The organism is Vibrio sp. (genome assembly GCF_050299255.1).
GTDB lineage: Bacteria > Pseudomonadota > Gammaproteobacteria > Enterobacterales > Vibrionaceae > Vibrio.
Window position 1 is genome coordinate 20,464 of sequence record NZ_JBNKVP010000010.1, and the last position, 25,230, is coordinate 45,693.

A 25,230-nucleotide genomic window follows, 5' to 3' on the forward strand; every position below is an offset into this window, starting at 1 on the left:
GAGACCAATTTCGACCTCACGCCAGCGCATAAACCGCCGCTGCTTTCTAAACCATTCCCTCGGCTTTCGAACCTCTCACGAATTGTTACATGATCGATAAAAGAAACCACGCACCCTGAGAGAAAGATCTCGGTTGTTGATGGATTTGTTATTTAGTATCACTGCAGTGGCCATGCTCAATGCCGCGTCCGATTCTTAACTGGCAAAAAAACAAGTAACCGTAGACCCTTATCAGCCCATGCAACTCACTGAACAACTCGCTCAACGTATCGTGGACAAAGCGCAGAAGATCATCGCGTACCCACTCAATGTCATGGATGAAACGGGAATCATCATCGCCTCAACCAATCAGGCGCGAAAATATCAGAAGCATGCCGGCGCGGTGCTGGCGCTGACCGAGCTCAAGCCAATCGAGATATCCAGCGACATGCTACCGGAATTTCCCAATGTCAAACCTGGCGTGAACCTGCCGATCATGTTCAACCAAAATGCGATTGGCGTGATTGGTATTTCGGGACCACTGAGTGAAGTCAAACCGTTTGGTGAAATGGTCAAAATGGCAGCGGAGATGGTGGTTGAATACACTTCGATGTTAGAAATGACCCGCTGGAGTGAGCGAAAACAGGAAGAATTTTTACTGGAGTGGATCGACCCGGAAGCGGAGTTCGAACATATCGAAAATATGGCTAGCCAACTCAAGCTCAATATCCACAAACCCCACGCGGTGTGCCTCCTTGAAGTACAAAACGCACAAGAGCAACAAACGGTCTCCACTTTACTCAATGGTTGGTCTCGCCAAAGGCTTAAAGCAGAATATTCATATAAACAAACGATTATCGTGCTAGAGCTGTTTGAACGGGATGGCAAAAACCCGTCAAAGAGCGATGACTGGAGCAGCCTGCAGCAAATACTGACCCGTAGTTTAACCTCACCTTTCTATTGTTCTATGGGGGCGGTGCATGCGTCACCACAGGAGCTGCCGTTTGCCTTTGCCAACGCACTTGCCGTGCTAAGCGCCGGAAAACGATTGCATCCTGATCGCCGTTTTTATCACTTCAACGACTATGAACTGCCGGCGCTGTTTTCCGGCCAATTGTCAGGCTGGCAAATCCAGAGACTGAACCGGTTACTGCAGCAACTGCAGCAAACCGACCCGAACCTGATTACCACCCTGCGTTGCTGGTTCGATAACCATTGTGACAATAAATGCACCGCTGCCGCGCTCTATATTCACCCCAACACACTCAGATATAGACTCAAACGCGCGGAAGAGATCTGCAATGTAAAGCTTAGTCAGTTTAAAGACTTATGTTTACTCTACTTCAGCATCACGCTGTATATTGATGGTCCGGCCGATCTTTAACGTCGCGGCTACATTGCGCGCCGTGCGAGTCACATTCTCGCTAGCGCTGGTAATGACCTCATCGAGAGTGGTGATTTTATACACACTGGCAAATGCCGCATCGATCCCGGCCTGGTATGCGGGTTCAATGTCATCGCCAAGTGCCCCCGCCAGAGCAATGACCGGTTTGTGATACCGGGCTGCCAGCCGGGCCACGCCAACGGGAACCTTGCCATTGACGCTCTGGCTGTCCAACTGACCTTCTCCGGTGATCACCAAATCTGAAGCAGCAATCAGTGGCTCCAGCTCGAGTGCTTCGGTTATTATCTCTATCCCGGCGCGGAACGTCGCATTAGTAAAGGCATAAAACGCCGCGCCCATCCCACCAGCTGCGCCCGCCCCCGGTAAACCGCTCACCTGCAGATTGAGATCCTGACTGATCACTCTGGCATAATTGGCCAGCGCGCCATCCAGCGCTGCAACCATCTCTGCACTGGCGCCTTTTTGCGGCCCGTACACGGCTGACGCGCCCTCAGGACCGGTGAGAGGATTGCTGACATCACAGGCCACTTCAATTTCGCACTGGCTCAGTCGCGAATCGATAGCAGAGATATCAATGCTGGCTAGCTGCGCCAACGACTGCCCACCAAAGGCAAGTTCAGCGCCCTGCCGATCCCGGAATGACACTCCGAGAGCCTGCATCATGCCGACACCGCCATCGTTGTTCGCGCTGCCACCAATACAGATGATCATCCGCCGGATACCCTGTTCCAACGCGTGCAGAATTAACTGCCCCGTGCCGTAACTGGTGGTCAGCAGTGGATTTCGTTGCGAGGGCGCGATAAGTTCAATACCACTGGCTGCCGCCATCTCGATATACGCCGTCGCCCCATCACCGGAAATACCATAGTGACTGGCTATAGTGCTGCCGAGTGGGCCGATAACCTCCAGATTCACTTTTCGGCCATTTGTGGCGGCAATTAAACTCGCCAGCGACCCTTCACCGCCGTCGGCCATCGGGCATCGGATATACTGCCAGTCTGGAAACACCTGGCGAAACCCGGTTTCGATCGCCAGCGCCACTTCACTGGCCGCGAGGGTTTCTTTAAACGAATCCGGTGCTATGACTATCTTCATCTGTTACCTACCATCGCTTGCTGTCCTATTGCTTATGCGAAAAGTTGACCGTTCGACTGCTGTGTTTTGAACTGGTCAGTCACTTTTGGCAACAAGCCATTAATTGAATGCTTGAATAGCGTCCATGTTGTAACAGAAGCGTGCAATACTCAAGTGGTAGCAAACCCATGGCAATCCGCGGCAAAAAAGTACGCAAGCGGGCGCAAGTAAACACGCTACAAACCAAAAAAAACACCAACCTGCAATGTTTGTCAGGTAGGAGCAATTGCGATCGACTTCTCGCAATTGGGCTATCGATGCTATGATCCTAGTTCGAATCTTAAGTTCGCTCCTTTCTCAACCAAGCAAAGTATTATGATTGTACCCTGGCAAGAAATTAGCCCCGAAGCACTCGATAACCTGATACGGGAATTTGTGCTGCGCGAAGGCACCGACTACGGCGTCGAAGAAGTGACACTGGAGGACAAGATCCTGCATGTAAAAGCCCAATTAGAACGTGGTGAAGCAGTGGTGGTTTACTCGGAACTGCACCAGAGTGTCGATATTCAACTCAGGCGCCATCTGCGTTGATTAGGCTCCTGGCCGCCAAGTAGACCTTTAGCGTCGGCGTGCTATAGTGGCATTTCGACTTAACAAGAAAGTTATTTAAGACAAGGTTTGTCATGTCAGCAAAACATCCCATAATTGCCGTCACCGGCTCTTCCGGTGCGGGGACCACCACCACATCCGAAGCGTTTCGCAAGATGTTCAATATGATGGACATCCGGCCAGCCTGGATTGAAGGGGACAGCTTCCACCGCTTCACCCGCCCAGAGATGGATGTCGAGATCCGTAAAGCGCGCGAACAGGGCAAACACATCAGTTACTTCGGCCCCCAGGCCAATGACTTTCCGGCACTGGAAGAATTTTTCCGCAAATATGGACAGGAAGGGGTTGGCCAGGTGCGCCGTTACCTGCATACCTTTGACGAAGCAGTGCCGTATAACCAGATGCCCGGCACCTTTACCCCCTGGCAGGATTTACCGGAAAACTCCGATGTGCTGTTTTATGAAGGCCTGCACGGCGGCGTGGTGGATGGTGAAGTCAACGTTGCCCGGCATGTCGACCTGTTGATTGGCATGGTGCCGATCGTCAACCTGGAATGGATTCAGAAATTCGTCCGGGATACCCGCGACCGCGGCCACTCGCGCGAGGCGGTGATGGATTCAATCGTCCGTTCGATGGACGACTACCTTAACTATATTACCCCGCAGTTCTCCCGTACCCACATCAACTTTCAGCGAGTGCCGACCGTAGATACCTCCAACCCGCTTAATGCCAAAGGGATCCCGAGCCTGGATGAAAGTTTTGTCGTGATCCGGCTGCGTGGGATTAAAAATGTCGATTTCCCCTACCTGCTGGCGATGATTGACGGCTCGTTTATGTCACGCCACAACACCATAGTGGTGCCCGGCGGTAAGATGAGTTTTGCCATGGAGCTGATTGTCCGGCCTATCCTGCAGGAGCTGATTGAGACCGGTAAAATTGGTTAAGCGTGAGCGACCATTGAGTTGGAGTTGCCAAGGCGTGATCTCTGGCACATATTTTCACCAATTATCGGTATATAGACCCGATTAAAATCAAGAAATCGTACCCGAAAAAGGATACTATTCTTTACCGAACGACAAGATTGCTTGCAGCAACTGAAAGTTGCTCTTATCCTAGTAAGCTCGAAACAAAGCTTGCACTATGGAAAGTCGCAAGCGTACCCTGCAGAGGAAGTGAGATATTATGGTTCTAGGTAAACCTCAAACCGATCCAACGTTAGAATGGTTTCTGTCACACTGTCATATCCATAAGTACCCGTCAAAAAGCACGCTGATCCATGCGGGCGAAAAAGCCGAGACTTTGTACTACATCGTCAAAGGCTCAGTCGCGGTACTGATCAAGGATGAAGAAGGTAAAGAGATGATCCTCTCTTACCTCAACCAAGGTGACTTTATTGGCGAACTTGGTCTGTTCGAAGAAGATCAGGAGCGTACCGCTTGGGTTCGCGCCAAATCTCCTTGTGAAGTCGCTGAGATTTCATTTAAGAAATTCCGTCAGCTAATCCAAGTAAACCCAGATATCCTGATGCGTTTATCTGCCCAAATGGCAAGCCGCCTGCAGGTAACCAGCCAAAAAGTAGGCGATCTGGCATTCCTGGATGTGACTGGCCGTATCGCACAGACACTGCTGAACCTGGCTAAACAGCCAGATGCAATGACTCACCCAGACGGTATGCAGATCAAAATCACTCGTCAGGAAATCGGTCAGATCGTGGGTTGTTCCCGTGAAACCGTTGGTCGTATCCTGAAGATGCTGGAAGAGCAGAACCTGATTTCTGCCCACGGTAAAACCATCGTGGTATACGGTACACGCTAAGTCAGCGGCCGTGACCGATGAATGAAAAAAGCCACCTCCTGGTGGCTTTTTTATTGGCTGCCGCTTAGCGGTTGTCGGTACTTTCGAAAATCTTATCTGCAGATGCGGCGACAAAGCCACTGTAGAGCGTACCGTCCGCCATCGGATAGCGTTTGGCAAATTCGTAGAATCCGCCCGGTACCATTTCGCTGCCCTCATCAAACTGCACCGCCACTCGGTCTGCCATGGTAGACGACTGTTCCAGCAGCACATCCGGCGTACCTTTCACTTCGCCACCGGACTCGTTAATGGTGAAACCGGCCTGACGCAGATGGTCATTGACCGCCTTCACTTCGTCAAAAGCGTTGAGCTGGTTAACGCTGACGGTAAAGTGATTGGCGCCGTAACCGTGTGCCGCCAGCCAGGCCGCGTACTCACTCTCCTGCGCCAATTGCTGGTAATCGGCGTAACTCAAGTCCCACAGTCTGCCACCGTACAAGAACGCTGCACTGGTCAGTTTAGCCGGGTCGACCTGAGCCACCAGCTTAGTGACAATCGCCTGCAACGCCGGCGAACACTCTGCTACTTTGAGTTCACTGATAAACACTTTCGGCTGCGTCTCGTCCGGGTGTTCAAAATGCTTGGCGACCAGCTTCTTGCTTTCAAACTGGTAATCACCACAAGGACGATAGCCTAACTCCAGAAACGGCTTGGCCAGGGTATCGATGCCTACCGGATCCAGATTGAAAGTCCGCAATGCAATATGGTCATTGATCAGCGGCTCGTCTTCCTGCAGCAGCTGGTGCACTTTGTCTGCCGAAGGACATAAACGTTGGATGTAGTCTTGCCAAAGAGATTCAAACAGCACTGTTGGCGTCATAACGCCTCCTTGTACGGGGTAGATTCAGTTAATGGGTTAACGGGAAGCCACGATGACAGATATCCTTCTGCTGCTATGCCATTCCCGAATTGTTGGATGCTCCCTGCCTGGCGGCAAAGAGCATTCAACCTGTGACGTAAAAATATTATTGTTATTATTCAGCCAAACCGCGCCACAACGGGCTGCGGTCTTAACTTAATTAAAGTTCAACACCCGGGCTGAGGCTTTCCGGTAACAGAGTGGTCTGGCCTTCCATTGAAGCCATCGGATAGGCACAGTAATCTGCCGCGTAGTAGGCACTTGGTCGCAAGTTGCCCGAAGCGCCCGGACCACCAAACGGCGCATCACCGCTGGCACCGGTCAGTTGCCGGTTGCGGTTGACAATGCCGGCGCGAATATGGTCGACGAAATACTGCCATTCACCATCGTCGGTAGACACCAGGCCGGCCGACAGGCCAAAGCGGGTATCATTGGCGAGCGCCACTGCCTGCTCCAGCCCCTGGTAACGGACCACTTGCAACAGTGGGCCGAAATACTCTTCATCCGGCAGCGCTTCGATGGAGGTGACATCGATAATGCCCGGAGTCACAAATGCCGCTTCGCCACCTTTAGCTTCCAGCAGACTGACGCCGCCCAGTTGCTGCAGGTTAGCCTGAGCGTCGAGAATAAACTGCGCTGCGGCTTTGGAAATCTGTGGTCCCATAAACGGCGCAGGATCCGCAAATGGCTGGTCGACTCGGATCTTGCGGGTCGCCGACACTAGCTTATCCAGCAGTGCGTCACCCTTATCGCCAACCGGCACGTACAGGCGGCGTGCACAGGTACAGCGCTGACCGGCACTGATAAAGGCCGACTGGATAATGGTATACACGGTTGCATCCAGATCACCGTACTGCTCGGAGATGACCATTGGGTTGTTGCCGCCCATTTCCAGTGCCAGCATCTTACCAGGCTGGCCGGCGAACTGACGGTGCAGCAGATGACCGGTGTTGGCACTACCGGTAAACAGCAGTCCGTCGATACCTTTTGACTCGGCCAGCGCAATGCCGGTTTCCTTACCACCTTGCACCAGATTCAGTACGCCATCAGGCAGGCCCGCCTGCTGCCAAAGCTTCATGGCCAACTCACCGGTCAGCGGTGTCTGCTCAGACGGTTTAAATACCACGGTATTGCCCGCCAGCAACGCCGGGACAATGTGGCCGTTCGGCAGATGGCACGGGAAATTGTATGGACCAAATACCGCCATCACGCCAAGCGGGCGATGGCGCAACACGATCTGGTTGCCTGCCGCTTCCCGGGTAGTTTCGCCGGTGCGGTCATGATAAGCGCGGATAGAGATGGCAATTTTGCCAGCCATCGCCGCCGCTTCGGTGCGGGTTTCCCACAACGGTTTACCGGTCTCTTTGGCAATGGTCTCCGCGATCTGCTCACTGTTCTGCTTCACTATTTCTGCAAACGCCAGCACATACTGCTCACGCTGTTCGAAACTGAGGTTTTTCCAACCGACAAAGGCATCGCGTGCGGCCTGCACCGCCGCCTCTACCTGAACCGGAGTGGCGCTGTCACCCTGCCAGATCACCTGATCATTGTACGGGCTGCGCGAGTCCATCGCTTCACCTTGTCCGGCCTGCCATTGTCCTGCTATCCAATGTGTCATGTTCGCTTTCCTTACTGATTCAAATTACTGCTAAGTCGCTCACTGGGCCAACATACGAACGTAGTCACCTTCCGCCACCTGAAGGGCTTCGGCCACCTTCGGCGATAAGATCACACTGTCGGTTTCCTGGTCATAAGCGGCTTTCGCTGCCGTAGCACGAAAGTTCTCAAATGAGGTATTGGCAATCAGGTAGTCCTGCGAGCTGGAGTGCTCTGCAACCGACACCTTGGCCCGGAATGAGTGACGTACCGATTCAATATTACGCATATCACACTCTACGGTCGGGCCGGCATCAAAGATGTCGACATAATTGCGACAGGTGAAACCTTCTCTTTCCAGCAGCTTCAGCGCCGGTCGGGTATTGTCATGCACCTGGCCAATCACCGCCTGCGCCTCTTTGCTTAGCAGGTTGACGTAAATCGGCAGTTTCGGCATCAGGTCGGCAATAAAGCCTTTTTTCCCGATCCCCGTCAGGTAGTCTGCCATAGTGAAGTCGATGGAAAAGAAATGTTCCTGTAACCACTGCCAGAACGGCGAGTTACCGTGTTCGTCGGAGACGCCACGCATTTCAGCAAACACCGTTTTTGAGAACCGGTGTGGGTGCTCCGCCATCATCAAGAAGCGGCATTTAGACATCAGCCGGCCATTTAAGCCACCGCGAAACGACGGGCGCAAAAACAGAGTACAGATTTCTGAACAACCGGTGTAGTTGTTACCGAAGGTCAGCAGTTTCACCACATTGTTCACCCCCAGTTTCGGCGATGAATGGACTATGGTGCTGATGTGGTATGAGTAAAACGGCACATCCCAACCTATCGCGGCTTCAATTCCGGTACAACCGGCTACCTCACCGGATTCACTGTCAAAACCAACCATCAGATAGCCTTCGTCACCCGGTTCGGTAACATCCGGTTTGGCAAAACTGTATTCTGAGTGGGTAATGCGATTGGTCAACAACTCTTCGTTGACCGGCAGTGACGTAAAGCCATGGCCAGATTCGACTGCGCAGGTATGCAAGTCTTGGTAATCGGACATGGAAATAGGGCGAACAACCAGCATCGATACTTCCCTCCTGATGCTATTGGGATCGGCCGGACGGCCGATCCCTTTATGTAGCTCTGTGTGAGCTTTTATTATTCCACGAGCGTGGCGATGGCTTTATCCAGGCGGGCCAATCCTTGCTCGATCTCTTCTTTACTGATCACCAGCGACGGAGTAAAGCGAACCACATTCGCTCCCGCCACCAGTACCATTAATCCCTGTTTACCAGCGGCAACCAATACATCGCGGGCGCGACCTTGCCAGGCTTCGTTGAGCGCAGCGCCCAGCAGCAAACCTTTGCCGCGGACTTCACTGAAAATCTGGTACTTGTCATTAATTTTAGCCAGACCTTCACGGAACAGGGCTTCACGCTCTTTCACCCCTTGCAGGGTTTCCGGCTGGCTGACCACATCAACCACAGCCTCAGCTACCGCGCACGCCAATGGGTTACCACCGTAAGTCGAACCGTGAGTGCCCACTTTCAGGTGCTGTGCCAGTTTAGTGGTGGTCAGCATTGCGCCGATCGGGAAACCGCCGCCAAGCGATTTAGCGGTGCTGAGGATATCCGGTGTAACACCGATGCCCTGGTAAGCGTAGAAATCACCGGTGCGACCATTACCGGTCTGCACTTCATCAAAAATCAGCAACGCATTGTGTTTGTCACACAACTCGCGCACTGCCTGAACGAATTCCGGTGTTGGCGACACAATACCGCCTTCACCTTGCAGGGGTTCCATCATTACCGCACAGGTGCGGTCGGAGATGTGTGCCTGCAACGCTTCGATATCATTGTATGGCAAGTGGGTGACATCGCCTGGTTTCGGACCAAATCCGTCAGAATAAGCCGCCTGACCGCCAACGGTCACGGTAAAGAAAGTCCGGCCATGGAAGCCCTGTTTAAAGGCGATAATTTCGGATTTTTCCGGGCCGAACTCGTCCGCCGCGTAACGGCGAGCCAGTTTCAGCGCCGCTTCATTCGCCTCTGCACCCGAGTTGGCAAAAAACACTTTTTCCGCAAAGCTGATTTCAGTCAGCTTCTTCGCCAGACGCAGTGCTGGCTCATTGGTCATCACGTTACTCAGATGCCACAACTTGTTGCCCTGCTCGGTCAACGCATTCACCATGGCTGGATGGCAATGGCCCAGACAGCTCACCGCAATACCACCGGCAAAATCGATGTATTCGTTACCGTCCTGATCCCACACGCGAGCGCCTTCGCCTTTCACCGGAATCATTTCCATTGGGTTGTAACAAGGTACCATCACCTCATCAAACAAACTGCGCTCTACTCTATTTTCCACTGTCATTGCACTTTCCCTCTTGATACCGCATGCCTAGCAGATTGGCGACGTCAATCTTCCATAACAAGGAAGCATATATTGTTTTGCATATACTTGATTGCGGCATTGTATTTACATTTAATTAACCATTTCAATAGTGAAAAATTCTTTTTGCTACCCAAATGACCTGCAGATAGTCACTATCTATGATTATTTATGCATCATGTCACATCTTTTATGAAGCATTTTTTTCGACAACCCGTTTAAATTGTCAATGTTCTATGGCAGTTAGTGGAAATTCACGATTTATCTCTGCCGGCAAACGAATAGTTTTGCAGCGACAAATGGTGCGGATAAATATGAAAAAAATGTTAAGAAAGGTGATCACGGTCGCCCCTTTTGCTGGCGCGACAGTGCTGCTACAGCGCCAGGAAATTGGCCAGAATCTGGTGACCCTGCTCGGTTTTGATCGATTCCGGATGAAACTGTACCGCTTCCAGTCGCAGATCTGAGTGGCGATAGCCCATAATTTCGTCGATGCTGCCATCGGCCAGTTCGGTCCAGGCGGTCAGTTCAAATTCTTGCGGTAAGGTTGGTTTATCCACCACCAGCGAGTGATAACGGGTGACCGTCAGCGGGTTGGTCAGGCCGTGAAATACCCCCTGGCCGGTATGGCGGATTGGCGAGGTTTTGCCATGCATCACCTGGCGGGCTCGGACCACATCCGCACCAAACACCTGCGCGATGGCCTGATGACCGAGACAGACGCCAAATATCGGCAGCTTGCCGGCAAAGTATTTGATCGCCGCCAGCGAAATGCCAGCTTCATTCGGGGTACAAGGTCCAGGTGAAATGACCAGGTGAGTTGGGGCCAAAGCTTCAATCTGCTGCAACGTGACTTCATCATTACGCACCACTTTCACCTCTGCGCCCAACTCGCAAAAGTACTGGTACAGGTTGTAAGTAAAAGAGTCGTAGTTATCGATGATCAGAAGCATAGGTGAACATACAGCTTGAAGGTTCAATGAAGGCGATATTTTGCTATACCCGTCAGGAAAGGCAAGCAGAAAGCGCAACTTTTCCCAACTGGAAATGGTATAAGCTGAGCAGAAACCAGCGCTCGGTCAACTGCACTGAGCGGTTAACAGGGCCTCTGATGAGGCCCTGTAGCCAGCTATAAGCTTATCGGCGCCAGCGCCGCCAGCCGGCAATGCCCATCAGCGACATGATTGCCGCCAGACTGGACGAGCCGGCCATATTCAGTTCCAGCACCGCTGGATCGTGATCAGAGGCACGGAAGTGATCCTGATACTTGGGCAAGTCGCCTTTGTACTCATCGTTGTAATCAAACAACGTCGACTCGCCGCCATTGATGTGCCAGTCGGTAGCATCCACCAGCTTGTCGCGCAGGCTCGGGCTGATCAACATATGATCTAACGCACCGACCTCATCGTTGTAAGAGTAACTCCAGCTCTGGTCATCCGTCATGCCGACGGCATTCAGATAGCCAAAGTTACGGCTGATAACCGCACCCTGGTCACCAAACTGAGGCTCGCCTGCAATAAACGTATTGCGCGCGGCACGGATGGTTTTACCGTACTTCTCTGGTGTGTAATCGGTCAGCACCAGCATAGGATCTTCCATCGCGTAGGAATTCATATCGCCGAGGATCACCTTATGGCCGTCGATAGTGTTCAGTGCTTCACCCAGCGCGACCGCCGCGGCAACGCGGAAGTTTTCACAGGAGCCCTGCAGGTCAGCGTCCTGACCACCCTGACCGCCCTGCTCGACCGGAGCCGCATCTTCCCAACATTTCGAACCTTTTGATTTCAGATGGTTAACGGCGACGGTAATCGACTCTTTACTGCCTTTAATTTTAAATGTCGGCGCCAGGGTATTGCGCTGATAGTTATTGCCGTCTTCCAGCAGTTTGCCCTGCTCGTCACGTACTTCTGGGGCGTGCTGACTTGGCATGGCTATCACTCTGGCCTCGGTGAGTTTGACCACTTTCGGCCGGTAGATCACCCCAGTGGTGATCACGTCGCTGCCGATGTAATCCTGATCATTTATTTCACCATCGCCATTGCTATCCAAACCGACCACCGCGTAGCGGCGTTTTTTGTCATCGATACGACCATTGAGTTGGTCGACCAACTGCTGGATCGCGGCGCCGTCGCCAAAACCGTTATTTTCCACTTCCATCAGACCGACGATATCCGCATCCAGGCGCAATAAGGCCTCAACGATCTTGGCCTGTTGACGCTCAAATTCCTGGTAATTGTCTGCGCCACGATTGTCACCATGTGGATTGCTATTACCGTTAAACGGCGAGTTGAAATAGTTGAGTACGTTGAAGCTGGCAATACGCAGGTCACCCTGGTACATCTCAGGCTCATCGGTTCTCGGCGTGTTGTGGCGCACATTGTCCTGGCTCAGTAGATTGGTGGCAATCAGGCGGTATTCGCCGTAACTGTAGCTGAGCACTCCTTCCAGGCCGACCAGGGTATCGTCGACACGCAGATAATCTTCCGTCGAACCATCCTGATCGGCATCGCTGCGGCCAAACTGCGGGTAATACGGGATCTGACCGTCGGCGGCTTTTTGATCGGATTCGACAAACAGCCGGCGCTGGGCGTTTTCGACGCTCTGCTGCTGAGCCAGTTCGGAACCGGCCGGATAGAGCTGGTTCGGCTGCATGTTAATCCGTCCCTGCGCTAGCACCAGGTTGTTGCGACGGGCGGCATAGTCATAGCCAAAGGTACGGGTTACCCGCATATCCAGCGCCTCAGTGGTGGCGACCAGCATGCCTTCGTAACGCTCCAGTGTCTCGGCAAAATTCTGATCAGAAGGCAGGATTTCTATTGTCTGGGCCTCCGGCGCAGGCTGATGGTCCTGTTTAATCCAGTTGCCCGGCTGCGCCTTTAGCTGAGTCAGGTTGTAATACTCCTGAACCTGGCCTTTCACACACACCACATCACCCGGCGCCAGATCGGACTGGGCTTGATTGGTGTAGACAAACAGGCCGTCAGAGGTTTGCGGGTTGTAGTCCGACTCCAGTGCCTGCAGGTAAAAACCTTTGGTCAGCCCACCGGTGACCGCGCTCACCACACCACGCAGGTAGAACTGCTGGTCGGTGATATAAGGGTAGCCACTGATATAAGGCGAGCGGCTGCCTTCCCCTTGGATCTGCTGAATGGTGGTAAATTGTGGTGTTTCACCGGTGTCGGTCAGACAGGCGAACGGCGCCGGTGCCGCAGAACCCGCTGCGCTTCCCAACCCCTCCAGGCTGTCTTTACCCAGCGCGCTCCATTGACCTTGCTGAAAAGTAGCCGAGGGCGCCATGGCATCCTGGTTGCGGATCAGCGTCTTATCTTTACCCCAATCGACATCGCCCATCACTCCCAGCATATCGTGTACACTGCCATCGGCCTTCAGCAGCGCCAGCGGGTCGTCACCGTTAAAACTGGTTACGCTATTGTTGGTCACGTCGCTGAGCGCCAGTATCTCTGCACTGGCCTGGCTGTTGGCAATCACCAGCGTGCCGCCGGCAGCGATCGCCTGCCCGGTCAGATCCATAACGTCTTCCCAGTTGCCGTTGCCATTACGGGATTTGGCCAATTGTAAACCGTCCAGACTGACGGCTTGATCGCCGGTATTGGCGATTTCAATCGCTTTGTTATAACTGGAGCCTTCAATATATTGAGAAAGCACCACCTGTGCCTGCGCGGGTAGCGCGCAGGCTGAGCTGACAGCCAGCGCCAGCAGCGAAGGAGTGAGTATCTGTTTCATTGTCCACCTCAAAGCGCTTTCTGATTTTTTAAAAGAATGAGAAAGCGTGTTCCAAGTCACTGTAGTTAAGGGAAATTTCAAACTTTCCCTGCGCAGTGTTCCGCTTTTTTATGAAACTAAAAACATAATTCCATGACAATGGGACATTGCTCGCATTGATAAGACAAATATTCGAAAGGCAATCGTATTTTCAACAGTTAGCGGTAGATAGGACAAAAATTGCAATTTAACGACATGAAATATCTGCAAAAATAGCTTTTATACAGATAAAAAGGCCTCGAAAAATTCGAGGCCTGGGGAGCAGAATGATGTAGCGGTATGCCTTATGGCCGGGCGACAAAACCCACCGCTTCATAAACTTTTTTCAGCGTTTCCGCCGCGCGTGCAGACGCTTTTTCTGCCCCGTCACGCATCACTGAATCCAGATAAGCACGGTCTTCACGGATACGGTGATATTCCGCCTGCACCGGCTCCAGCATGGCCACCAACGCTTCACCGACATCTTTCTTGAACGGGCCGTACATCTCAACGCCGTGATACTTGAGTTCGATCTCTTCAAAGCTGAGACCGGTGGCGGCCGAATAGAGACTCATCAGGTTGGAAATGCCCGCTTTGTTATCGAAATCGTAGGCGATACGCGGCGGCGTTTCGGTGTCCGTCTGAGCTTTATTAATCTTCTTGATGATCGATTTTGGATCTTCCAGCAGGGTGATGACGTTCTTACGGTTATCATCTGACTTGGACATCTTCTTCGTCGCGTCCTGCAGGCTCATTACGCGGGCATTTACCTTCGGGATGTAAGGTTCAGGCACGGTGAAGATCGGCTGCTTGGGACTGTAGATATTGTTAAAACGGGTCGCGATATCACGGGCCAGCTCCAGGTGCTGCTTCTGGTCGTTACCTACCGGAACCTGATTGGCCTGATACAACAGGATATCCGCCGCCATCAATACCGGATAACCGAACAGACCGGCGTTGACATCATTGGCATAACGCGCTGACTTGTCTTTGAACTGGGTCATGCGGCTCAGTTCGCCCATCTGGGTATAACAGTTTAGAAGCCAGCCTAATTGAGCATGCTCAGGGACGTGTGACTGAACGAATAGCGTGCTCTTTTGAGGATCAACACCAACTGCCAGACAGATCGCCAATGCATCCAGCGTCGCTTCATACAGCGCTTTCGGGTTCTGTCGAACCGTGATCGCGTGTAAATCCACCACACAGTATTGGCAATCATAGTCGTCTTGCATCTGCTGCCATTGACGAAGAGCACCCAGGTAGTTACCGATACTTAATTCACCTGACGGTTGAACACCGCTCAATACGATGGGTTTGCTCATGAGAATGATTCCTATGACTTCTAAAAAATAATGAAAAAACCGCGCGAATCAAAGCCGTCCGCGCGGTATTTCCAGTGTACTCATTAACGAGTATTTTGCTAGCTCTTTTGTCGCCATCAAGCTGAAACGAGAAGGATATCGACTAATTCACTGACACTGTCCGCCACGTAGTCTGGCCCGGCACTGGCGATAGGTTCACCATGGTTATAGCCATAAGTGAGACCCAAAGAGGGACAACCGGCATTTTTCGCCGCCAGGATGTCGTTTTTGGAATCGCCCACCATCAGCATCTGCTGCGCGTTCAGTTGGTGCTTATCCAGCAACCAGTTGAGCGCCACCGGGTTAGGCTTCTTGTCGCTAAAGCAGTCACCGCCCAGGACATCGGTAAAGTAATGGTCGATGCCATGCTTGGCCAGAATGTCAGGCACAAAGCGAGACGGTTTGTTGGTTACCACCGCCATCGGCAAGCCAGCCTGATGCAGCTGTTGCAGCGTCTGTTTAACGCCCGGATAGAGGTGGCTTAACTTGTGGCCACTCTGATGGTAGAACTCATCGAACAGTTGGCGGGCCTCCGCCAGCAGCTGTGGCGACAGTGCCGGGTCGATGGTCAGACTCTGACTCAGCGAACGGGCGATCAGGACATCGGCTCCGTTGCCGACATAATCACGCACCTGCGCTTCCGACACCGGGGCAAAGCCTAATGCCTGTACCGCCTTATCGGCCGCCAGGGCTAAATCTGGCACGCTGTCGAGCAGTGTGCCATCCAAGTCAAAACTAATAAATTTAATCGCAGACACGATCCCGCTTCCTTTACCGTGACTTAACCTGTGCCAGTTCGGCACGCATCGCATCGACTACCGTCTGGTAATCCGGCTGGCCAAAAATCGCTGAACCGGCCACAAACATATCCGCGCCCGCCTCAGCAATCTCGCGGATGTTGTCCACTTTCACCCCACCGTCGATTTCCAGCCGGATTTGGCGTCCGGACTGGTCAATACGCTCACGCACGGCACGCAGTTTATCCAGCGTATTTGGAATGAAAGACTGACCACCAAAACCCGGGTTAACCGACATCAGCAGGATCAGGTCCAGCTTGTCCATAATGTAATCCAGGCAGCTCAGCGGAGTGGCCGGGTTCAGCACGACCCCGGCCTGGCAGCCGTGCTCTTTGATCAGCTGCAGAGTCCGGTCAACGTGCTCGGACGCTTCAACATGGAAAGTGATCATTGAGGCGCCCGCCTTGGCAAAATCAGGAATAATGCGGTCAACCGGCTTTACCATCAGGTGCACATCAATAGGTGCAGTGATGCCGTAGTCGCGCAGCGCCTTACATACCGGGGCACCAAATGTCAGGTTCGGCACATAGTGATTGTCCATCACATCGAAATGCACCACGTCTGCCCCGGCAGCCAGTACCTTGTCGACGTCCTCGCCCAAACGGGCAAAGTCTGCGGAGAGAATCGATGGAGCAATGAGAAAATCTTTCATACCGGACCTCAAATGATTGGTGAGTCAATTGCCATGTGGCGAAGTTGTCAGCAATTCTACCCAACCCTTGGCTGAGATCCTAGTTTTCTGGGGGTTAAGGCGTAAAAACCTTGTGAGGATTAATCGGAGACTTCACTGGGCTGAAACAGCGCCAGCAGTTCGTCAACTTTGTTGCGTCCGGCACCGTTGCGGCTGATGGTGCGTTTCACTTTCACCACGTTCAGTTGCGCGCCGTGGTACAGGCGACGGGTCAAGGTGGTATCGTGGTTGGAGATCAGCACCGGAATGCCACGCTGGCTGGCGGTCGACTCGGCGATATCCGCTAGCGCCGCCTGGTCATCAAGTGAAAAACCGTTGCCGGCGTAAGAGGTAAAATTGGCGGTAGTCGACAACGGCGCATACGGCGGATCGCAGTAAACGACACTGCCCTTGCGCGCGCGGCGGAATGTCTCCGGATAACTTTCACAGACAAAGGTCGCTTTTTTGGCTTTTTCAGCAAAAAATTCCAGCTCGGCTTCCGGGAAGTACGGTTTCTTATACGAACCAAACGGCACGTTAAACCCGCCTTTTTTGTTGTAGCGGCACAAACCGTTAAAGCCAAACCGGTTCATGTACAGAAACGCCAGCGAACGGTAGAGAACATCATCACTGTCGTTAAACTCTGCTCTGACCGCCAGGTAAGCTTCTTTGCGGTTATTGTCCGGCACAAACCAGCGCTTCGCCTCGTTGATATAATTTTCAGGCTGATCTTTCAACAAGTTGTACAGGTTGATCAGATCCGGGTTGATATCCGCCAGCAGGTAGTGATCGTAGTCAGTATTGAGGAAAATAGACCCCGCGCCAACAAATGGCTCGATCAGCTTGCGTCCAGACGGCAGGTGTTTCTGGATATCTTCAACCAATCCATATTTTCCTCCTGCCCATTTCAGAAAGGCGCGCTGCTTTTTCATCGACTACTCTGTTTTTCCACCAAAAAAGTAAGGCTGCGGAATGTACCACATTTTGCCACCGGACTCAGCGCTATTTGACACGATCTATCTCTCTATGTACCTGGCTGAGTGATTTTGCCCAAGGATCGAGCCGTTGCAATGCTTTGGGCAAAGTAGCGACCGCATCTCTCGCCAGTTGAATGGTGGGATAGTTGTCGTAGGTCACTATGTACCACTCCACATCATTGCGAATGGTAGGGTAAATTCGTACTTTGCCCTGCAACTGATAGCGGTCGAGAAATTGCTGTACATCCTGCAGACTCTGCATGGCAGCCAACTGCAAGGTGTAGCTGCGCGGAGAGAAGGCCTTCAGCTCCTGCTGAGCAAAGGAGAAACGAATTACGGCCGGTTCACTGCTTTGTGTCTCTGGCGTTGAGTCCTGTTCCAGTGCGGCCTGTTCAGATTCAGCGATTGCCGCCGGTGTTTCAGTATCAACAGGCTGGCTGGCGAGTGCTGACGAAGCGTCTGCCGAAGCAGCGGTCGTACCCGCCTGCGCCACCAGTTGATCAATGGCCTGGGTATCGGCTTTCTGCGGCTTACCTTCCAGCAGGGCATCCACCACCTCAGAAGTGATCACCACCCGCTGCTGACTATCACTGCGATCGCCAACACTGGCGCTCTGGCTGACCACGTCCGGTGGCAGGGCACTACTGTCATCTTCAACGCCTGAATCGCGCTCGGAAAGCTCGCCTAACACGGATTCAGTCGGTTTGTTGCCACGGCCCTCGGAGCCCGCTAACGTCGGGATCACCGTCTGTTGCCCGCCTGAAGTCAGCTGGTCGGCTTTATCCTGTGGTGATGGTTGTCCCAACAGCCACCAGTAGCCACCGGCCAGCAGCACCACTAACAGCACCACCAGCAGAGCAATTTTGGTCGGCGAGCCCACTATTGAGCGGATAACGATCCTTTTTTCCACTTTTTGTTCCCCTAAAGCCATGATTGCGCCGGGCAGTCGGCCGACGTTGCGATACGCGTTGCGAATGCGTTTTTCCCTATCCGGTTCGACAAAGCGCATCACCAGCTGTTCAAAAAATCGGTCGGCATCGTCGTCACTGAGGGGGTCAATCTCCAGTTCGATCGGTTTCTGCTCCTGGCCATACGCCAGGCGGCCGAGTACCGAGTCCAGGCAACCAGATTGACTGAACAGCACCACGTTGATAGTCCAGGCCGGATTGGTATGCGCCTGTTGCACCAGCGACCAGAGTTCAGACAGTAATCCCTCGCTGAGCAGCTGGGCGTCATCGACCACAATCACCAGGTCGCAGCTCTGCTCGTCCAGCAACCGGGTCAGACTTTCGCTTAACGTCTCGCTGGGATTAAACAACGGATTGGACAGTAACTGATGGATCAGCGTCGAACGGTGTTGGTTGTCGTCCTGGCTAGGGTGACACAGCAACAGCGCCTGATTTTTATGTTCAGCCCACACTTCCAGATAATGCTGTGCCAGCCAGGATTTTCCGGCACCTGACGCACCGCTGACGGCGATCAGATTGGAGCCAAAGTTAGTCAGGAGCTGCAGGCGTTCCAGCAGCTCCGTTTGCGACTCTAGTGTCAACACGCGTGAAGCATGCGTCAAACTCATGGTGTCATCCTAATGACCAGGAAAAGGAAATACATTGCAGCACTTAGCGCTGGCGACCGGCATCGATGGCTTGTTCAAGAACCGATTCAGCCACCCCTTTGACCACTTCAGCGCTACCGATATCCGTCGGCAGTACCAGGCGCAGTTCGCCTGCCAACACTTTCTTGTCACGCATCATGTGCTTCATGAACGCTTCAAACGTCATTTCGGCTGGGGTGTGGATCGGTAATTTGGCCCTTTGCAGCAGATTGATTATACGCTCCGTTTGCGATTCATCGATCATGCCCTGCAACTGCGCCGTTCGGGCCGCCATCACGGTACCGGAAGCAACCGCTTCGCCATGTAACCAATTACCATACCCGAGTTCCGCTTCGATCGCATGACCAAATGTATGACCCAGGTTCAGTAATGCGCGAATACCTGACTCTTTTTCATCCTGGGCCACCACTTCAGCCTTTATTTGACAGCAGCGGGCGATGGCATAGCTCAGTGCCTGCTCATCCAGTGCGTATAACTTGTCCAGGTTCTGCTCCAGCCAGAGGAAAAACTCACCATCATAGATGATGCCGTATTTGATCACCTCGGCAATCCCGGCGGCAAATTCGCGCGGCGGCAATGTGGACAGACAGTGGGTATCGATAATAACCGCCTTGGGTTGGTAAAACGCACCGATCATGTTTTTACCCAGCGGGTGGTTGACCGCCGTTTTACCGCCGACCGAAGAATCCACCTGAGATAACAAGGTGGTTGGCAACTGGACAAAGTCTACACCACGCTGATAGCAAGCCGCCGCAAAACCAACCAGGTCGCCAATCACTCCGCCACCGAGTGCCAGGATCACCACATCGCGGCTGTAATTGCCTTCCAGCAGGAAGTTCATCACCGTATTGAAGGTATCCAGGGTTTTGTACTGCTCACCATCGGGCAACTCGAGCAGAGCAGCCTGGCAACCATTTTGCTGCAGTAGCGCCAGTATGGAATCGGCGTACAAAGGCGCCACGGTCACATTGCTGATGACCACGACATTTTGTTTACCGGCTAAGAAAGAAAGTTGGGCCGGATCATTAAATAATCCGGCCCCGATTGAGATTGGGTAGCTACGTTCATCTAAACTGACCGTAATCCGCTCCATGGTATGTCTCCGATGCTAGTTTAATTCGTATTAACGATCTTCTAGCATTTTTACGATCTGGTTGGCTACCACTTTTGCACTTTGATCGTCAGTGCGTACGGTGTAATCCGCGATTTCTTCGTAAAGGGGATTGCGCTCTTGCGCTAAAGTTTCCAAAACGTCGCGAGGGTTGTCGGTTTGTAGCAGCGGGCGTTTTTTGTCACGGTTCGTGCGCGCCATCTGCTTCTCGATTGTCGTTTCCAGGTATACAACGATACCCCGCGCAGACAGACGATTGCGGTTTTCTTTGCTCTTGATTGAACCACCACCGGTGGCCAGAACAATGCCTTGCTCTTCAGTCAGGTCGTTGATCACTTTCTCTTCGCGTACGCGAAAACCTTCTTCACCTTCAACATCAAAGACCCATGCGATATCCGCACCAGTGCGCTCTTCGATAACGGTGTCCGAATCGACGAACTCCATATGAAGCTGTTGAGCTAAGTGTCTACCTATTGTGCTTTTGCCGGCACCCATTGGGCCAACCAAGAAAATATTGCGTTTTTCAGCCATGTTAAGCAGTAATTTACAACGTTAATTCAATGACATCGCCACAAGAAATGCGGTTTTAAACCGGCTCTGAACGTGCTTGTGGCACCTATTCCTCACAGATAATTCGTGATAAGACCCGAAATTATCTAGATAAGGTGCCACCATTGCAACTTTATTTTTCTCTGGCGCGAAATTTTAGTCAAACACGACGCTGGGAGTGACAAATATCAGTAGTTCACTACGGCCGGTTTGCTGGAAACGGCGTTTGAATAAATGGCCGAGATAAGGAATGTCCCCCAGCAGTGGTACTTTGTCGACACTGTTGGTCACACTGCGTTGGTAAATGCCGCCCAATACTACCGTCTCACCATCATCCACCAGCACCTGGGTCCCTATCCTCTGGGTATTGATCGCCACCGCTTCTCCCTCGCCCGCTTTCACCACCTCCCCCGGACGGTCCTGGGTGACGTTGAGATCCAGTACCAGACGGTTGTCCGGAGTGATCTGCGGTGTGACCACCAGGCTCAACACGGCTTTTTTGAAGGATACCGAGGTGGCGCCGCTGGAAGACGCCTCCAGATAGGGAATATCGGTGCCCTGCTCGATATAGGCCGGGGTTTTGTTGGTGGTAATCAAGCGTGGACTGGACATAATTTCCGCTTTCGATTCCCGCTGCAGCGCCGACAACTCTAGGTCGAGCAAAACATCCGAGCCGAGTTTGGCCACCTGAAACGCGATCGACGAGGCGTTGGAGGCGGTGGTCGGCAGGTTGACATTGAGGAACTTATCCAGTGGCAACTCCTGCCCCGATTCGCCCTGATAAATGCCCGCTGCGGCCAGGTTACTTTCGATGGAACCGCCCACGGTGACGTCACCTTTACTCGCCGTCAGTCCCCAGCGTACCCCGAGTTCATCCAGTTCCCCTTCGTTAATCGCGACGATCCGCGCTTCGATCTGTACTTGTTTCACCGGTACATCCAAAGACTCAACCAGATGGCGGATCACGGTCAGATTCGGGGCTAACTCACGCACCAACAACGTATTGGTCCGCTCGTCGACACTGATCCCACCGCGGGGTGACAACATACTCACCTCGCTGCTACCGCCGATCATTGCGGCGATATCGGCCGCTTTGGCATACTTCACCTCTATTAGCTGCGATTCCAGTTTGCCGTACTGCTCCTGCAGCCGGGCATTTTCCAGTTGCTGCTGCTGACGCTGATCCAGCTCGGTAACCGGCGCAATCAGTACCACGTTGCCGTCGACGCGTTTATCCAGCCCTTTAACTTGGAGAATAATGTCCAGCACCTGCTGCCAGGGCACGCCATCCAGCCGCAAGGTCAGATTGCCTGACACGGAATCGGACACGACCAGGTTGAAATCATTGTAGTCGGCGATCAACTGCAGCACGCTGCGCACCGGGATATCCTGAAAATTGATCGACATCGGCGTCTTGCGCCCTGCTGGCAATGACTGACTGGGTTCAGATACAGCCGGTGGTTGTTTCACCCGCACGCTCAGACGGCTTTGCTGTAGCTGATAGTCGTAGTCAAACTGGCCGGCGATACGCAGCAACAATACACTGCCCTTGCCACGTCGACGCACTTCAATACCGCTCACCTGGCTGGCAAACTCGGTCACATCCAGCAGGCCGAGCTGGTCATCGCTGACCCCACTGGCGGGCAGTTCGATGCGCAAGCCCTCTCTGACCGTTTTGACGTCGAGGATCACGGCCGGCGAACTGAAATCGACCAGAATACGAGCCTGACGCTGGCTATCCAGTTTAAAATCTATCTGTTGCAATTGGTTAGCGGCGTATGCACTGGGCATCAGGCTGAACAACAAAATGGCGATGCCCCAACTTAGCCACGGACTGTTGAAGATGGCGCTGAGAAAATTTTGTTTTGGTTTATACATACTCACTACTCAATTCGCTGTTAAGGCGATGGTTTGCCTGCGCTTTTGCCAGCAGCCCAAGCCGTCTGGCAGGGTTTCTTCGATGTCGATGTGACTGTGACCAATCTGCACCACCCGGCCATTGTTGTTCCCGATCGGCACGCCCCGCACTGCAGCGGCAATTTGGCCATTGGGCAGTTGGATCAGTGCACGTCGCCCACCCGCCCCCGTCATCACTCCTTTGAGGCGCAATTGGGTTAACGGGAAACCGGTCAGGCTCCCACTGGTTTGCCGCAACTGGGGCTGCCAACAGTCGGCTCGCTGGGTCGGCTGCTGGGCCGAAGCGAGCAACTGGGGCAAAACAAACGGATCCCGCTGCTGCTGCTGAAAGCGGATGGCTTCAAATGGCTGATGGCCGGCCAGCGGTTTGAGGGCTTGCCCGGACTGCTGTCTGGCCTGCTGGACAAACTGAGTCAGGGAGCTCTGATTGGCTTTGCACCCAACCAGCGACAGCAAGGCGATGACCAGCAGGCTAACTTTCATCGGGCTGATACTCCGGATTGAACTGATAGGTATACGCCCGCACCCGAAAGTGCAGCGTGCTGCTTTCCTGGCTGACTCGTTGCCAGTCGATAGAGTCAAACACTATGATCCGCGGCAGGTCGGCAATCGCGGCACAAAAAGCGCCAATACTGGCAAAACTGCCGGTCACTTCCAGGTTCAGTGGTAGCCGATACAAAAATTGCTCAGGTTGCCGCTGCCCCCAGTCAATACGGGTAAAAGTGAGACCGTGCTGCAATCCCAGCTCATTGACCGCGGCCAGCATACTGGCCAGCTCTTTTTGTTCCGGCAGTTGCTCGATCAGCAATTGGTAGCGCTGCTGAAGCTGGTCGAGCTGTTGTTGCCAATCGGGAAGCGTCACTACCCGGCGTGACTTGGCGAGCAGCGTCATTCGCTGCTGCTGCTCATGGTCCAGCAACTGCTGCAAGTCAGCCTGTTGTGGCAGCCAATAGAGCCACCCAGTGACAACCAGCAGCAGGACCGCCACCAGAGCCAGCAATAACCGCTGCGCCCCTTTCGGCCAACTGGCCACTTCATCCAGGTCTAACTGCTGCCAGTCAATGGTCATGGCGGCCTCCCTGGCTATCCGGCTCGTGGTTGGCAACAAACTGATACGCCAGACTGAATGACTGGAACGATTCGCCCAATCGTTTTTGACCGTTAACGATGGAATGCACCGCCAGCTCCTCCACCCTGGGGGAACTTTCTAGCCGGTCAAGCAGGGTGGCAACCCGAGCGGTGCTGTCACTGATGCCGTGGAGTTCCACCCGGGGTTGTTGAAACTTTATCTTGTCCAGATAGACACCTTCAGGGACCAACTGCTGCAGTTGATTCATCAGTTGCACCGGTCGGTTAAGCCGGGTTTGCAATTGCTCCACCAGTTGAAGTCGCTGTGCCAACTGTCGGTGCTCAATTTTCAGCTGACCAAGCTGCTGCATTTGCTGCTGCAACTCCTGATCGTACTGCTGCAGAAAATCAAGCCGCTGTTGCTGAGTAATAATTTGACGCTGGAAATACTGCCCTCCCAGCAGCGCGACTACGCTAATCAGCATAAATAGCCCGACCAGTTGCCACCAGAACTGCCGTTGGTGCCTGACCAATTGCCATTCACGCCAGGGATAGAGATTGACATTAACGTCCATGGGAATGCTCCTGCCAGTTAAGACCGCGTAGCGCAATCCCTGCCGCAATGCTGAAACCTGCCCCCGCTGACGGAACCTGCAGTTTTTTTGCCAGCGGGAAAAGTTCAAAAGGATCGAGCCGCTGGCAAGGCCGGTCACTGCGGTGAATTCGTTGTGCCAACCGGTCTAGCCTGGCGTAATTGCCCGTCAGCCACACACCGCCCGACAGACGGCTATGTACGCTACGGAGCAACTGCAGTTGCTGTTCCAGCCGGCTGGCCACAGGCTCAATATCCTCCAAGGCATCTGCGTTGCTTGGCGGGAGTGACCAGCTTTTGTAGTAACTCTGTCCACCAGGTAAAACCGCACACAAACGGGCTTGATGCTGGTCGATGTCACATAACGCCCAATCAAGGGTTGAATAGGTTCGGCTTGCCTGCACCAGTAACGCCATCAGTCCATGGGAGGCGCAATCGAGTAGCTGCGGCTGCCAGCCGGCCTGACGGAGCCAGTCCAGGCTACTGTCTATCAGCCCTTTGCGAGTAGCATAAACCTGATAGTTAAGCCAGCGTGGCACCGGCTCCTGATCGGGCAGCCGCTGATAATCCAGCGCAAGCTGTTCGACCTCGACCGGTGCCTGACGGCCAAATGCCTGTAAAATGGCAAAATGATGTTCTGACGGATCCAGCTCGCTATCTATCTGTATTACCTTACTAATTACCAGTTTATCCGCGACAGATATGGCGACTTTACGACTAAATGGCGGTAAGGCCTTTCTTAGTTCTTTGAGTTTCTTTACAATTTTCTGATGATTAAGCGTGCAGTTGTCGGAGAAAATATCCGTTTCCATCGATAACTGTTGGTAACCGGCCAGGGTAATCCCTTGTTTGTTCGGTTTAATAACCAGCGCTTTGATACTGTGATGACCAATATCAAGACCAGTGATGAGTGAAAAGCCCATACATCAGCTCCTAAGTGACGGGTTGCTCAGATTGGATAGCGCGGTTGGTTTTAATTTTATCCACTAGGTTTGTCGCCTAGTGTACAAAGGCTGGAATATCTGGCCTTAATTAATCAGGGATTCT

General features: G+C 53.1%; 23 protein-coding genes. 4 read left to right on the plus strand and 19 right to left on the minus strand.

The annotated features are described in order from the left end of the window. Positions 1–238: 238 nt before the first annotated feature. Complete coding sequence (locus ACQY6F_RS05025) at positions 239–1,363, plus strand: CdaR family transcriptional regulator (protein WP_428772669.1); 1,125 nt, start codon at positions 239–241, stop codon at positions 1,361–1,363. On the opposite strand, the gene ACQY6F_RS05030 is transcribed toward ACQY6F_RS05025, so the two are convergent. Then, positions 1,313–2,479: a glycerate kinase gene (locus ACQY6F_RS05030; RefSeq protein WP_428772670.1), complete on the minus strand. Its 1,167-nt coding sequence runs from the start codon at positions 2,477–2,479 to the stop codon at positions 1,313–1,315. The two genes, ACQY6F_RS05025 and ACQY6F_RS05030, sit on opposite strands and share 51 nt — an antisense overlap. A gap of 354 nt (positions 2,480–2,833) precedes the next feature. Between ACQY6F_RS05030 and ACQY6F_RS05035 the strand changes: the two genes are divergently transcribed. The 3 genes from ACQY6F_RS05035 to crp all read left to right on the plus strand — a co-directional run bounded on the left by ACQY6F_RS05035 (position 2,834) and on the right by crp (position 4,882). Next, entirely contained in the window at positions 2,834–3,049 is a 216-nt protein-coding gene (locus ACQY6F_RS05035) for a YheU family protein (RefSeq protein WP_428772671.1), read from the plus strand. A 92-nt stretch (positions 3,050–3,141) separates the two neighbouring features. Then, the gene (locus ACQY6F_RS05040; RefSeq protein WP_428772673.1) at positions 3,142–4,011 is read left to right on the plus strand and encodes a phosphoribulokinase; all 870 of its coding nucleotides are present in this window, start codon (positions 3,142–3,144) and stop codon (positions 4,009–4,011) included. A 238-nt stretch (positions 4,012–4,249) separates the two neighbouring features. After that, complete coding sequence (gene crp / locus ACQY6F_RS05045) at positions 4,250–4,882, plus strand: cAMP-activated global transcriptional regulator CRP (RefSeq protein WP_004410522.1); 633 nt, start codon at positions 4,250–4,252, stop codon at positions 4,880–4,882. 64 nt (positions 4,883–4,946) lie between these two features. Here the strand turns inward: crp and ACQY6F_RS05050 are convergent, their stop codons facing one another. The 18 genes from ACQY6F_RS05050 to pilM all read right to left on the minus strand — a co-directional run bounded on the left by ACQY6F_RS05050 (position 4,947) and on the right by pilM (position 25,106). After that, positions 4,947–5,741: a DUF1338 domain-containing protein gene (locus tag ACQY6F_RS05050; RefSeq protein ID WP_428772675.1), complete on the minus strand. Its 795-nt coding sequence runs from the start codon at positions 5,739–5,741 to the stop codon at positions 4,947–4,949. A gap of 199 nt (positions 5,742–5,940) precedes the next feature. Further along, positions 5,941–7,398 (minus strand): succinylglutamate-semialdehyde dehydrogenase, encoded by a 1,458-nt coding sequence (astD, locus tag ACQY6F_RS05055; protein WP_428772677.1) that lies wholly within the window; start codon positions 7,396–7,398, stop codon positions 5,941–5,943. A 39-nt stretch (positions 7,399–7,437) separates the two neighbouring features. Beyond that, complete coding sequence (gene astA, locus ACQY6F_RS05060; protein ID WP_428772678.1) at positions 7,438–8,457, minus strand: arginine N-succinyltransferase; 1,020 nt, start codon at positions 8,455–8,457, stop codon at positions 7,438–7,440. A 74-nt stretch (positions 8,458–8,531) separates the two neighbouring features. Continuing rightward, on the minus strand, positions 8,532–9,746 hold the full coding sequence (locus ACQY6F_RS05065) for an aspartate aminotransferase family protein (protein ID WP_428772679.1): 1,215 nt from the start codon (positions 9,744–9,746) through the stop codon (positions 8,532–8,534). A gap of 392 nt (positions 9,747–10,138) precedes the next feature. Beyond that, a complete protein-coding gene (locus ACQY6F_RS05070) occupies positions 10,139–10,717 on the minus strand; it encodes an aminodeoxychorismate/anthranilate synthase component II (protein WP_428772680.1) in 579 nt (192 codons plus the stop codon). A gap of 184 nt (positions 10,718–10,901) precedes the next feature. Further along, entirely contained in the window at positions 10,902–13,508 is a 2,607-nt protein-coding gene (locus ACQY6F_RS05075; protein ID WP_428772681.1) for an ExeM/NucH family extracellular endonuclease, read from the minus strand. A gap of 323 nt (positions 13,509–13,831) precedes the next feature. Further along, positions 13,832–14,848, minus strand: a complete 1,017-nt coding sequence (gene trpS, locus ACQY6F_RS05080; protein ID WP_428772682.1) for a tryptophan--tRNA ligase — start codon at positions 14,846–14,848, stop codon at positions 13,832–13,834. 116 nt (positions 14,849–14,964) lie between these two features. Then, positions 14,965–15,645 (minus strand): phosphoglycolate phosphatase, encoded by a 681-nt coding sequence (locus tag ACQY6F_RS05085; protein ID WP_428772684.1) that lies wholly within the window; start codon positions 15,643–15,645, stop codon positions 14,965–14,967. Positions 15,646–15,658: 13 nt separating this feature from the next. Further along, complete coding sequence (gene rpe, locus ACQY6F_RS05090) at positions 15,659–16,336, minus strand: ribulose-phosphate 3-epimerase (RefSeq protein WP_428772685.1); 678 nt, start codon at positions 16,334–16,336, stop codon at positions 15,659–15,661. 119 nt (positions 16,337–16,455) lie between these two features. Further along, the gene (locus tag ACQY6F_RS05095) at positions 16,456–17,286 is read right to left on the minus strand and encodes a Dam family site-specific DNA-(adenine-N6)-methyltransferase (RefSeq protein WP_428772686.1); all 831 of its coding nucleotides are present in this window, start codon (positions 17,284–17,286) and stop codon (positions 16,456–16,458) included. Positions 17,287–17,356: 70 nt separating this feature from the next. Continuing rightward, positions 17,357–18,907, minus strand: coding sequence for an AAA family ATPase (locus tag ACQY6F_RS05100; protein ID WP_428772688.1), 1,551 nt, complete (start codon positions 18,905–18,907; stop codon positions 17,357–17,359). Positions 18,908–18,950: 43 nt separating this feature from the next. Next, positions 18,951–20,039, minus strand: a complete 1,089-nt coding sequence (gene aroB, locus ACQY6F_RS05105; protein ID WP_428772689.1) for a 3-dehydroquinate synthase — start codon at positions 20,037–20,039, stop codon at positions 18,951–18,953. 30 nt (positions 20,040–20,069) lie between these two features. Continuing rightward, positions 20,070–20,588, minus strand: coding sequence for a shikimate kinase AroK (gene aroK, locus ACQY6F_RS05110; protein WP_428772690.1), 519 nt, complete (start codon positions 20,586–20,588; stop codon positions 20,070–20,072). 174 nt (positions 20,589–20,762) lie between these two features. Further along, entirely contained in the window at positions 20,763–22,484 is a 1,722-nt protein-coding gene (locus ACQY6F_RS05115) for a type IV pilus secretin PilQ (RefSeq protein ID WP_428772692.1), read from the minus strand. A gap of 9 nt (positions 22,485–22,493) precedes the next feature. Continuing rightward, positions 22,494–23,006: a pilus assembly protein PilP gene (locus ACQY6F_RS05120; protein WP_428772693.1), complete on the minus strand. Its 513-nt coding sequence runs from the start codon at positions 23,004–23,006 to the stop codon at positions 22,494–22,496. Continuing rightward, entirely contained in the window at positions 22,996–23,592 is a 597-nt protein-coding gene (locus ACQY6F_RS05125) for a type 4a pilus biogenesis protein PilO (protein ID WP_428772694.1), read from the minus strand. Before ACQY6F_RS05125 ends, ACQY6F_RS05120 begins: the two co-directional genes overlap by 11 nt. Further along, complete coding sequence (locus tag ACQY6F_RS05130; protein ID WP_428772695.1) at positions 23,582–24,166, minus strand: PilN domain-containing protein; 585 nt, start codon at positions 24,164–24,166, stop codon at positions 23,582–23,584. Before ACQY6F_RS05130 ends, ACQY6F_RS05125 begins: the two co-directional genes overlap by 11 nt. Beyond that, on the minus strand, positions 24,156–25,106 hold the full coding sequence (gene pilM / locus ACQY6F_RS05135; protein WP_428772696.1) for a type IV pilus assembly protein PilM: 951 nt from the start codon (positions 25,104–25,106) through the stop codon (positions 24,156–24,158). Before pilM ends, ACQY6F_RS05130 begins: the two co-directional genes overlap by 11 nt. Positions 25,107–25,230 lie beyond the last annotated feature (124 nt).